12 protein-coding genes are annotated in these 11,405 nt (G+C 72.4%); 8 read left to right on the plus strand and 4 right to left on the minus strand.

From position 1 onward, the window contains the following. The first annotated feature begins 178 nt into the window (after positions 1 to 178). Complete coding sequence (locus O4J56_RS23140) at positions 179 to 829, plus strand: DUF4241 domain-containing protein (RefSeq protein ID WP_270688615.1); 651 nt, start codon at positions 179 to 181, stop codon at positions 827 to 829. Positions 830 to 1,022: 193 nt separating this feature from the next. Here the strand turns inward: O4J56_RS23140 and O4J56_RS23145 are convergent, their stop codons facing one another. After that, on the minus strand, positions 1,023 to 1,862 hold the full coding sequence (locus O4J56_RS23145) for an alpha/beta fold hydrolase (protein WP_270688616.1): 840 nt from the start codon (positions 1,860 to 1,862) through the stop codon (positions 1,023 to 1,025). A gap of 62 nt (positions 1,863 to 1,924) precedes the next feature. Continuing rightward, complete coding sequence (locus tag O4J56_RS23150) at positions 1,925 to 2,590, minus strand: DUF4097 family beta strand repeat-containing protein (RefSeq protein WP_270688617.1); 666 nt, start codon at positions 2,588 to 2,590, stop codon at positions 1,925 to 1,927. 229 nt (positions 2,591 to 2,819) lie between these two features. On the opposite strand from O4J56_RS23150, the gene O4J56_RS23155 reads away from it, so the two are divergent. The 4 genes from O4J56_RS23155 (at position 2,820) to O4J56_RS23170 (ending at position 5,454) form a co-directional block, all read left to right on the plus strand. Further along, a complete protein-coding gene (locus O4J56_RS23155) occupies positions 2,820 to 3,560 on the plus strand; it encodes a GbsR/MarR family transcriptional regulator (RefSeq protein ID WP_270688618.1) in 741 nt (246 codons plus the stop codon). 267 nt (positions 3,561 to 3,827) lie between these two features. Next, entirely contained in the window at positions 3,828 to 4,286 is a 459-nt protein-coding gene (locus tag O4J56_RS23160) for a hypothetical protein (RefSeq protein WP_270688620.1), read from the plus strand. A gap of 15 nt (positions 4,287 to 4,301) precedes the next feature. Further along, the gene (locus tag O4J56_RS23165; RefSeq protein WP_270688622.1) at positions 4,302 to 4,739 is read left to right on the plus strand and encodes a hypothetical protein; all 438 of its coding nucleotides are present in this window, start codon (positions 4,302 to 4,304) and stop codon (positions 4,737 to 4,739) included. Between the two features lie 142 nt (positions 4,740 to 4,881). After that, on the plus strand, positions 4,882 to 5,454 hold the full coding sequence (locus tag O4J56_RS23170) for an LOG family protein (RefSeq protein WP_270688623.1): 573 nt from the start codon (positions 4,882 to 4,884) through the stop codon (positions 5,452 to 5,454). A gap of 31 nt (positions 5,455 to 5,485) precedes the next feature. On the opposite strand, the gene O4J56_RS23175 is transcribed toward O4J56_RS23170, so the two are convergent. Next, entirely contained in the window at positions 5,486 to 7,450 is a 1,965-nt protein-coding gene (locus tag O4J56_RS23175) for a serine/threonine-protein kinase (protein ID WP_270688624.1), read from the minus strand. A gap of 379 nt (positions 7,451 to 7,829) precedes the next feature. Then, a complete protein-coding gene (locus tag O4J56_RS23180) occupies positions 7,830 to 8,750 on the minus strand; it encodes an alpha/beta fold hydrolase (protein ID WP_270688625.1) in 921 nt (306 codons plus the stop codon). A gap of 173 nt (positions 8,751 to 8,923) precedes the next feature. Between O4J56_RS23180 and O4J56_RS23185 the strand changes: the two genes are divergently transcribed. From O4J56_RS23185 to O4J56_RS23195, 3 genes are all read left to right on the plus strand, one after another. Further along, positions 8,924 to 10,102 (plus strand): sensor histidine kinase, encoded by a 1,179-nt coding sequence (locus tag O4J56_RS23185; protein ID WP_270688627.1) that lies wholly within the window; start codon positions 8,924 to 8,926, stop codon positions 10,100 to 10,102. After that, on the plus strand, positions 10,099 to 10,758 hold the full coding sequence (locus tag O4J56_RS23190; RefSeq protein ID WP_270688628.1) for a response regulator: 660 nt from the start codon (positions 10,099 to 10,101) through the stop codon (positions 10,756 to 10,758). The genes O4J56_RS23185 and O4J56_RS23190 overlap by 4 nt, the downstream gene beginning before the upstream one ends. Positions 10,759 to 10,853: 95 nt before the next feature. After that, positions 10,854 to 11,201, plus strand: coding sequence for a VOC family protein (locus O4J56_RS23195; RefSeq protein ID WP_270688629.1), 348 nt, complete (start codon positions 10,854 to 10,856; stop codon positions 11,199 to 11,201). Positions 11,202 to 11,405 lie beyond the last annotated feature (204 nt).

Here is an 11,405-nt window from a genome sequence, read left to right on the forward strand (position 1 = left end):
AGGCATGGCCGCCCGGCGCCGCGCTGAGGGGGTCGCTTAAGGACGGCGCATGCGGTAGACAGGGCTGTCCCCACCGGCGCCCCCTTCCCGGCACGGCAGGGGTCCCCCATGATCGAGGCCGCGGCGGCCTCGCCCGGAACCGGCAGCCCCTCCGCACTCACCGCTCTCGGGAGCCCGTTTGTCCATCATCGCGCCGAACCTGGACCAGTACTTCGAACACGGCCGCACCCACCGGAACACGGGGACCACCATCATCGGTGACCCGTTCGACGAGATGCTGACCGTCTCGGTGGAGACCTTCGGCGAACTGTGGCTGCCCAGCGGCGAAGTGCTCGTGAACGATCCGGTCTTCGTCGGCGACCGGGAACTGGTTCCCTACACCGAGCGTGTCCGGCCCGGACGCTATCCCGTGTCGGTCTCGCGCATCACCGTGCAGGATCTCAAGTACCCCGACACGTCCCCCTACGAGGACGGGATCGCCGCCGCCCGCCTGCTCATCCGCGACACCCCCTCGGTGGCTTGGGAGCCCGCGCTGCTGCGCGGCCGTGAAGAGTTCTACGGCTATGGCGTCGACTCTGGCCGCAGCTGCTTCCTGGACGCCGGGACCAACGGGGCTCTGGCCGCCGATGACGCGGCGCTGGAGGAGATGGACGACGCGATCTCGGGGTGTGACGCCATCCCGGCGGTCGTCACCGCCCCGTCCGGCGAACACCAGGTCGCCGTCTTCCCCTCGGGCGCAGGCGACGGCGTCTACCCGACCTGGCTCGGCCGCGACACCGACGGCTGGGTCACCTGCTTTGTCACGACCTTCCGCCACGACCTGGAGTAGCAGCTCTTCCTGAGGGCTGTCCCGTACATGGCCCATGGGCCGCCTCAGTCGTACTCGGCCGCCGTGTGGCCGCTCGTCTTCCGCGTTGGTGACAAGGGGCCCGGCGCCTCGATGGCCGCCATCGCTCCCCGAAACGGCACCGCACCGCCCCGACGGTGTCGGGGCGGTGCGAGCGGTGTGGGCGCGGTGGCCGTCAGGCGTCGGCCGGGTCCTGGCGCTTCTGCTCCGCGCGCCGGGTCGCGTCGGCGTCGCGCACGGCCCGTGCGATCGCCGCGGCGTCCTTCTTCAGGATCGCGCCGTGGTTGCTGGCGACCTTCGCGCTGACCTTGATGCGGGGGTTGCGGGCGGTGACCTCGTCAAGGCTCGTGCGGATCCGCTCCTGCTCGTCGCCGCGGCTCCCGAAGGAGGTGCCCGAGGCGACGACGTACCGGGTGGGAACAGTGATGGCGTCCAGCACCGGCCCCAGCTCGCTCTCCAGGGAGAGACGGCCGAGCTCGATGTTGCTGACCGCCATCTCCTCGGCGTTCATCCTCGGGAGCAGTCCGGTCGGACGGAGCAGCGGCGCCATCAGGGCGACCCGGCGGAACAGCGTCCGGATGCGCGCCTCCATGGCCTCGTCCATCCAGTCGTAGGGGAAGGCCCCGTCGACCAGGACCGCGCCCAGGGCCCGGTCGGGGTTGCGCTTCGCCCAGTGCGCGGCCACGACCGCCCCGTAGGACCAGCCCACCACCAGGGCCTTGTCCACGCCCCGGGCCTCCAGGACGGCGTCGACGTCGCGCACGGCGGCCTCGAAGGAGTAGTCGGCCGAGAGCCCGGACTTCTTTCCTCTCGCGCGCTCGTCGAAGGTGATGTGGCGCCACCCGGTTCCCAGCTCGGCGATGGTGCGCCGCCAGTAGCCCTGGGTGGCGAACTGGCCGTTGAGGTAGAGCACGGGGATTCCCGCGCCGCCGGTGTCGGTGACAGCCAGGGCGGTGTCGTCGACCGGCACCATGCCGGACCACTGGCCGCCGTCGTTCGCGTTGTGCTTCGTCATCGGGTCCTCCTGGTGGTCGTTCCGGTGGTCGTGCCGGTCGTCGTCCGTGCTCGTGGCCGCCACTACAGGGCGCGGGCGGTGATGTCGCCCTGGCCGGTCGTCGCGCGGATGGCCAGGCCGGGGGTGCCGTCGGTGTTCTTGAGGGAGTTGTCGACGCGGCCGTGGCCGGTCCCGGCGTCCAGCGAGGCGGAGACCCCGGGGGCGGCGGCGACCCTCACGTCGCCCATCTGCGTGGCCAGGACGACCGCGCCGGACACCGCCTCGTCGACGGTGACGTCGCCCTTCTGGGTGCTGATCTCCGCGGGGCCGCCCAGGCGGCCGACCGAGACGTCCTCGAAGGCGGTGAGGTGCGCGCCCGCCGCCTCGTCGATCCGGACGGCGCCGCCCAGGCCCTGCCCGGCGACGTGGCCGAGCCGGCCGACGCCGCGGAACCCGGCGCAGGAGGAGGTCGCGTCGATGTCGGAGTCCGCGGGCACCTGGACCGTGACCTCGACGGCTCCCGAGGGGCCGAAGTACTGGTTCTTGGCCGCGGGCGCCGTGACCCGCAGGACGCCGTCGCCGAACTCGACCGCGACCTGCTCGGCCGCCTTCACGTCGCGGCTCTTCGCGGCGTTCGCGGGCCGGACCTCGACGGTGGTGTCGGCCCGGTCGGCGGCGACGACCTGGATGCGGCCGGCGGGGATGTCGAGGACGGCGGTGATCGGGGCGGGGGTGGTGAAGGTCTGCATCGCTGTCTCCTGCGTTCGCTCGTCGTTTCCGATGAACGAAACGCTACGTTGCCTTCACGATCCACGCAATGTCATCGTTGCGATCGAATCACATATTTGCAGTTAAGAGCCATAAAATCATTGCGTCGAGCGACGATCTAACGCAATGAGCAACGGCCGTCTCGTTGCGTTGGGCGTGGAGGTAACGCTACGCTGGCGGCATCGGGCCCATACGACGGGGGGAGACAGGGTGTCGGGAAGCAGGCTCACGCAGCAGGAGCGGCAGCAGATCGCGCTGGGACTGGCCGACGGGCTGGCCTTCGCGGAGATCGCCAGGCGCCTGGAGCGGCCCACGTCGACGGTCACGCGCGAGGTCATGCGCAACGGCGGGCCGAACGGCTACCGCTCGGACCTGGCCCAGCGCGCGAGCGAGCGCCGCGCCCGGCGCAGCAGGCCCACCCGCCCCCAGGGGGCTCAGGCGCGGACGCGGGAGAACGGAATCGACGACGAGGCGGTACGCGAGTACGAGGAGGAGTTCACCACGCTCCTCATGCAGCAGGGCCTGCCCAAGATGGCGGCCGGGGTGCTGGCCGCGCTGTTCATCTCCCCGTCCGGCAGTCTCACCGCCTCCGAACTCGTCCAGCACCTGGGGACCAGCCCGGCGTCGGTCTCCAAGGCCGTCGCGAGCCTGGACGAGCTCGGGCTGATCTCCCGGGAGAGGGACACGGGGCGGCGCGAGCGCTACATCGTCAACGACGACGTCTGGTACCGGTCGACGGTCGCCGGCGCCCACGGCCTGGCGCAGATCTCGGAGACCGCGCGGCGGGGCGTCGGGGTCCTGGGCCGCGACACCCCGGCCGCCGCCCGCCTGGAGAACATCGCGCGATTCAGCGATTTCGTCAGCGAGAGCATCCTCCGCGCTGCCGAACAGGCCCGCGAGGTATTGCACACCAGACCCGGCAACTCCTCCTCCACCACCGGGACCGAATAGTTTCCCCCAGGGCGTTCGAGACATAACAGGAAAAACACCGGTGACCCGATCCGGCCATTTCGGCGTGTGCACAGGTGACACCGGAGTCCGCCCGTCACCCACCGTTGCCGGACCATTTCTCCAGGGGTAGTGTCGGCGTGTCGAATCCGGCCGAGCGCGAACAAGATCCATTTTCGACCGCCCGGTGAACGGGCGCGGATCCGATGAACGCCCGGCCTCCAATCGCGAATGCGATCCCCCACTGAATTCCGCAGAGGAATACACGCGATGAGGACATCCCCCACCCCCGGGCGCCGCCGCACCGTGGCGGCCGCCGCACTGATCGGCCTCACCCTCGGGCTGGCCACGCCGCCCGCGCTGGCCGCGACGGCCAGCAGCCCGCTGGGCTACATCGGCCCGATCGCCGGAAAGAACTACACCAACCAGGCCGTGGTGAGCGACCAGAGCGCGAACTACAACCTCTACGCCGCCACGCGGAACAATTCCCGCAGCGGGAACCTGCCGACGGGATACATGGGCGCGCGCCCGCGCCTGTTCAAGGGAAGCTCCCTGTGCTCGCAGGGGCCCTGGTACTACAATTCGGGAACCGCGAGCGGGATCTCGACCTCACGGCACTCCAACGGCTGCGGGCGCGGCTCGTACAATAGCTACGGAGTGACCCGCCACTACAACGGAAACGGGTACGACAACTACTACACGTTCCGCAGCCCCAACATCAGCTTCTAGGGATCCGGTGGAATCATGAGGACCAAGCGCAGCAGGCTGCTCACCGCGTTCCTCGGAACGGCCGCGTTCATCGCCGCCGGTGCGGTCGGGGCCCAGGCATCGTCGCTGATGCTCCCCGAGGGCGGCCCCGCCCGGACCGCACCGTCGTACGCGACCAACGCCCAGGGCGAGACCTACGGTTCGGCCCTGGACGCCCGGACCCCCCAGGAGGAGCCGGACCTCATCGAGGCCTACGGCGACGACGGAACGCTCGGCTACGTCAAGGCCGACGACCTCAACGGCCCCGACCAGACGCGGGAAGAGGTCCTGGAGCACATCGAGGCCCAGGAGGAGGGCGCGATCCCGGACGTCCGGATCCCGCTCTACGAGCGCGACGGCGAGACCGTGATCGGCACCTTCACGATCGAGGGATCGGACGCCTCCCGGTCGCAGGAGAGCGTCTCGGGAGACTGAGGACCTCCGGCGCTCGAACATTTCGAACATGTCGTGGAGCCCGCGGCCGCCCCGGCCCGGGCTCCCTTCCTGTCGGCGGCCCCTTCCCATTGGTGTACATGTGGTGGACCGGACCCTCCGCCACACACCCCCGGAGACCTTCATGCGACGTGTCGCCATCTTTCTCGGCTCGGCCGACGGCCACGACCCCGCCCACGCCGAACTCGCGGCCGGCGTGGGCAAGGAGCTGGCGCGGCGCGGAATCGGCATCGTCTACGGCGGTGGCCGCAGAGGGCTGATGGGCACCATCGCGGACAGCGCGCTGGAGGCGGGCGGCGAGGTCGTCGGCGTCATGCCGACGAGCATGGTCGAGCGGGAGTGGGCGCACGAGGACGTGACCGAGTTGGTCACGTGCGATTCGATGCACGAGCGCAAGGCCCTGATGGCCGACCGCGCCGACGCCTTCGTCGCCCTGCCCGGAGGGCTCGGCACGCTGGAGGAGATCTTCGAGGTGTGGTCATGGCGCCAGCTGGGCTTCCACGCCAAGCCGGTCGGGTTCCTCGACGCGGGGGGCTTCTGGACACCGATGCTCGACGCGCTGCAGGGCCTCGTCGACTCCGGCTTCCTCAACGCCTCCACGCTGCGGGACGCCGCCGTCGCCCCCGACCTGCCGGGCCTCCTGGACGCACTGGAGGAACGGCTGCGCAGCGCCCCGGACCCCGCCCACGGAGCCTAGGGACCCGGCGGGCCCTCGGGCGAAGCGGCGCTCACGGGGCCTTCCACAGGCGGACCTGGCCGTTATCGAGCGCCGCGGCGAGCATCTCGCCGTCGGAGGAGAACTCCAGGTCCGTCACCACGGCCCGGTGGCCCTCGAGGACGGCGACCTCCTCAAGGGTGTCCGGGTCCCACAGCCGCACGGTCAGCCCGCCGCTCCCGGCGGCGAGCACCTCGCCGTCAGGACTGAACGCGACCCCCTCGTACCCGCCTTCGCCGTCCTCGACGACGGCGATCTCCTCACCGGTCTCCGGGTCCCACAGCCGGATGCCCGGGCCCGCGCTGGCCACGGTGCCGCCGTCCGGGCTGAACGCCACACCGGAGACCCAGTTGTCCAGGTCGCTGGAGGGCGCGCCCTGCTCGCCGGATTCCACGTCCCAGAACTGCAGGAATCCGTGGTTGGTGCCGACGGCGAGGGTGGTGCCGTCGGGGCTGAACGCCAGCGACAGGGGATCGCCGTCCTCCATATCGAAGTCGGTGGTCTCCTCACCGGTGTCCGCGTCCGCCAGATTCACCGAGTCGGAGCTGCCGGCGGTGGCGATGAGGGCTCCGTCAGGGCTGAACTCCACGTCCTTGACCCCCCAGGGGTGCTCGGAGAGGGAGAGGGCCTCCTCCCCGGTCTCCGGATCCCACACCTTCGGGTACTCGAGGCTGCCGCCGGTGGCGAGGGCGGAACCGTCCGGGGCGAACGCCACCGACCAGAGAATGCCGTCGGGCGGGTCGATGGTGGCGGACTCCGCGTCCGTCTCGAGGTCCCACAGCCGTACGATGCCGTCCCTGCCCACGCTGGCCAGGGTCCGGCCGTCGGGGCTGAAGTCGACCGACGTGGCGAACCCGCTGTGCCCGTTCAGGTCGGTATAGGTCCACTCGGCCTCCGAGTCGGAGCCGCGCTCGGCCCCCTCGTCCGAGTCTCCTCGGCCCACCTGCCCCCAGAGAAGCGCCCCCGCCGCGACGAGGACGACCGCGGTGCCCCCGGCCAGCAGGGCGAAGAGGCGGCGCCGGGTGGGCCTGGGGCCGGGGACGGCCCAGGTGTCGTCTCCGGCGGCGCGCTCGGTCAGCGCCTCATCCGCGGGGGAGGCGTCCCCCGCCGGTGGGCCCCCGGTGCCGTCGTCTGCGCCGTCGCCTCGTGTCCGGGGCGAGGGCGCCGTCACCGCGGCCGCACCGGACCCCGGTGCGGAGCCGGTGAGCAGCATGTCCAGGACCTGACGGGAGGTGGGTCGCCGCTCCGGCGCCTTCTCCAGGCAGGCGAGCACGATACCGAGCAGCGGATCGGCCAGGTCGCCGGTCTCCGGGGGCCGGGTCAGCACCCGGTTCATGCGCGCGGCCGACGTCGGGCCCGGGAAGGCGTCCCGGCCGGTGGCGGCGTGGACGATGACGGCGCCCCAGGCGAACAGGTCCGCCGACGTCCCCAGCGAGGTCCCCTCGAACTGCTCGGGCGCCATGTAGCCGACGGTGCCGATCTGGGTGGCGGAACGCGTATCGGCGTCCAGGGCACGGGCGATCCCGAAGTCGATCACGCGGGCCCCGTCCGCCCCGAGCAGGATGTTGGCCGGCTTCAGGTCCCGGTGCACCAGCCCCGCCGCGTGGATCGCCACCAGCGCGGTGGCCGTCTGCACCGCCAGCCGGTGCAGGTCGGCGCCGGTGCGGGGCCCGTTCCGCCGCACCTCCGCGGCGAGGGTGGGGCCGTCGATGTACTCGGCGGCCAGCCACGGCCGCTCCCCTTCGGCGTCGGCGTCCAGGATCCGGGCGACGCAGAAGCCGTTCACCTTGCGGGCGCTGACGAGCTCCCGGGCGAAGTAGTGGCGCGCCTGGGGGTCCTTGGCCAAGTGGGGGTGGAGGACCTTGACCGCCGCCCGGCGCCCTGAGGGGTCCTCGCCCAGGTACACCGAGCCGAAGCCGCCCGACCCCAGCTCGCGTACCAGCCGGAACCCGCCCACCCACTGCCCGACGCCCGGCATCGCCCCTCCCGCCCCTCCCTCGGACCGGCGCGGCGTCTGCGGCTGCGTCTACGGCTGCGGCTGCGGAACCGGCGCGACTCGAAATCGGGACCAAGGTACTGGAACGCCCACGAGGCGGCCATGGCCCCGGTCGACCCGATACCCGACCGGAACCGCCCTGCGGGCCGGGGTTCAGGGGCCGGGCGGGCCGGCACGACCCGGGTCGACATGCGGGGAGGGCGATGTGCCTGCGAACCCGCATGTCGACTCCCCGGAGAACACGGTGGGCGCGGAGGGCGGGACGCACGCGAGCCCGCTCGTCGGCACCGCACGCGCCGACGAGCGGACCCTCATGCGGGCATCCCCATCCCCCAGGGATGCCGGTCCAGGGGCCGAGGGCTCAGGCGGCGGCCTCGTCCGTCACGCGCCGGACGGCCTCCAGGGCGACGTCGGGCTGGTCGACGTGGATGTAGTGGCCGCTCTCCTCGGCGGTGCTCAGCTCGCTGTTCTCGGAGACCTCCAGCCACTTCTCCTGGCCCTCGGTCCACACCCGCTCCAGGTCATCGCCGTACTCGGGGATCTCGCCCAGGTACTGGACCCCGTGCTGGATCACCTCGGTCGGGATGTCGCCCGCCGAGCGCACCTCCGGGTCGCTGTCGATGGTGATCATCTCCGGGTTCTCGCCTCCGAAGAGGGCGAGGTTCTGCGTGCGCACCTCGGCGCCCTCGCCCTCGGCCGACTCCGGGATGACCCCGGTGATGTCGTCGATCATCGTCGGGGACGTGGCGTCCAACAGCACCAGCCCCGCCACCCTGTCCTGGTGGTCGGGGGCGTACCGGGCGGCGATCAGCCCGCCCAGCGAATGGCCGACCAGGACGACCGGGCCGTCCGGGGCGACGTCGTCGAGCACCGCGGTGAGGGTCTCCCCGGCGTCGGCGATGCTCTGCTCCCCCTCCGGCGCGTCGCTCTCGCCCTCGCCGAACCGGTCGTAGGAGCAGACCCGGTCCTTCTCGCTCACGGCCTCCTGGAGGTCGGCCATCGTGTCCAAGCCGTCCCCCATCCCGGGCAGCAGGACGACGACCGGCCGCTCGTCCACCGGCCCGCCGGAGCAGGAGACGTTCACCTCCCCGCGGTCGGTGGCCAGCATCTTGGTCCCGGTGAACAGCTCCCCGTTCTTCGCCACGTCGTCCGCGGCGGACTCCAGGTCGCTCTTCACCTCGTCCATCCCCGCGCCGACCTCCTCCGAGACCGTCCCGCACCCGGCGGCGAGGACGGTGCAGCACAGTGCGGTCAGGGTGGTCACCCGGACGGTGCGGGACATGGGGGCCTCCAGAAGGCGAAGCGGGGCGGGAGAAGGCGCGGCGCGCGGAGCGCCGGGTTCGGGGGATGACGCTACGGATCCGGCCGCCTCCGGGTCGTCCCCGCGGAGTGGACACCTTCCTGTCGCTCGCGCGGGGGACACGCCGCCCGGAGCCCCGCCACTACACTTCCCCGGTGACCACGCTCCGGCGGCTCCCCCTCCTGTGGCAGCGACTCGACGTCACGCTCCGGGACCTCCCCCTCGCCCTCCTGCTCCTGACCGCTTCGCTCATCCCCGACCTGCACAACCACGGAACGCAGCTCGGCGGCGTCCCCGACCGCCCGATGGACTCCCTCGGGCTGCTCGCGGCGGCCCTGCAATGCCTGCCCCTGGCCGCGCGCCGGCGCCTGCCCGCCCTCTCCCTGGCCCTGGTGGCGGTCGGCTTCTCGCTCGACCAGCTGAACGGCTACCACCTGTACGCGGGCACCGCGATGCCCATCGCCCTGATGAGCGCGGGGGCCCACCTCGCCCGGTACCGGCGCACCGCGATGGCCGCGGGCTCGGTGGCGTACGTGGCGCTGGCCCTCGCGCTGTCCCGGATCGGGTCGGGCGAGTCCCTGCCCGAGTGGGTGATGTACTACGCGGCGCTCGCCCTCGCCTGGGGGATCGGCGCGTGGCTGCGCTCCTTCCGCGCCGCCGAGGCCGACCGCCGCCGCCTGGTCGCCGAGGCCACCCGCACCGCCGAGCGCACCCGCATCGCCCGCGAGCTGCACGACGTCGTCACCCACCACGTGACCGCGATGGTGGTGCAGGCCGAGGCGGCGCGCTACCTGACCGCCGCGCCCGACCGCCTCGACCAGGCGCTCACGTCGGTCACCGACACCGGCCGCCAGGCCATCACCGACCTGCGGCACCTGCTCGACGTGCTCAATCCGGACCACGACTCCGACCCCTCCTCCGACGAGGGCCTGGCCTCCGTGGTCGAGCGGACCCGCCGGGCCGGGCAGCCGGTCGAGTTCAGCGAGGAGGGCGAGCCGTCGGCCTCCCCCGGCAGCGCGGGGCTCGTCGCGCACCGCGTCGTGCAGGAGGCCCTGACCAACGCCATCAAGCACGCGCACGGCAGCCCCACCTCCGTCCATGTGCGCCACCGCCCCGAGGAGATCACCGTGACCGTCAGCACCGAACGCGGCGGCCCCGCGGACCGCACCGGGCCCGTGGACGGGGCCTCCCCCGGCGGCGGACGGGGCCTGGTGGGCCTGCGCGAACGCGTCGAGGTCCTGGGCGGCGACTTCACCGCCCGGCCGGAGGAGGGCGGGGGCTTCACCGTGCACGCCCGCATCCCCGCCCGCGCCCCGGCGGGCGGTCGGGCATGAGCGCGCCGATCCGGGTCCTGATCTGCGACGACCAGGCGATGATCCGCACCGGCCTGGTCACCATCGTCGACGCCCAGCCCGACCTGGAGGTCGCGGGGGAGTGCGGCGACGGCGGGGCCGCGGTCGACCTGGCCGGGAGGCTGCGGCCCGATGTGGTGGTGATGGACGTGCGCATGCCCGTGCTCGACGGCATCGAGGCCACCCGCCGCCTGGCCGGGGCCGGGGTGGAGCGCCCCGTCAAGGTCCTCGTGGTCACCACGTTCAACCTGGACGAGTACGTCTACGAGGCGCTGCGCGCGGGCGCCAGCGGCTTCCTGCTCAAGGACGCGCCCCCGTCGCAGCTCCTGCACGGCATCCGGACCGTGGCCACCGGCGCGGCGCTGCTGGACCCCGAGGTCACGCGTCGGCTGGTGGGCCGGTTCGCCACCCGCATCCGCCCGTCGTCCACCGAACCGGGGGACGTCCCGCTCACCCCGCGCGAGCTGGAGGTGCTGCGGCTGATCGCGAACGGGCTGTCCAACGGGGAGATCGCCGCGACGCTGGTCATCAGCCAGGAGACGGTGAAGACGTTCGTGTCGCGCATCCTGACCAAGCTCGACCTGCGCGACCGCGTCCAGGCCGTGGTCTACGCCTACCGGAACGGGCTGGTGGACTGAGCGCGGGCGGTTCCCATTCCTGCAAGACGCCGCCGATGCCCCCAGGGGACGATGACGGGGTCCGAGACCGTACCGATCCGTGTGAGGAGCCGTCGATGGCCGTCCGCCGCGTCGTGCCCAATGTCCGTTCGCAGAGGCCGCAGGAGGGCCGGAGGTTCTATGGGCTGCTGGGCTTCGAGGAGGCCATGAACCTGGGGTGGATCGTGACGCTCGCGTCCACGGCCGTCCCGACGGCGCAGGTCAGCCTCATGACCGGCGACGCGACCGCGCCGGTGGTCCCCGACATGAGCGTGGAGGTGGACGACGTCGACGAGGTGTACGAGGCGGTCCGCGCGAGCGGCGCGGAGATCGTGCACCCGCTCCAGGACGAGGAGTGGGGCGTGCGGCGGTTCTTCGCCCGCGACCCCGACGGCCGCGTGGTCAACGTCCTGAGCCACCGCTGAGCCACGTTTCCCGTGAAACCGGGGAGGCGCGAGTCCCCTCGCGGTCCGGGCGGGCGGCTGAGCAGGTACCCCGCTCAAGGGCCCCGGCCGGGTGCCGTGCCGCCTGAGTGTGAGCGGGATGGCGGCGACGAGGAAAGGTCGGCGGCCCGCGGTGCAGCGTCGTCGGCTGCCAGGCGTGCGGGTGGTCTCCGTTGATGGCGGCGA

The sequence above is a fragment of the Nocardiopsis endophytica genome (assembly GCF_027706725.1).
Classification (GTDB): domain Bacteria; phylum Actinomycetota; class Actinomycetes; order Streptosporangiales; family Streptosporangiaceae; genus Nocardiopsis_A; species Nocardiopsis_A endophytica.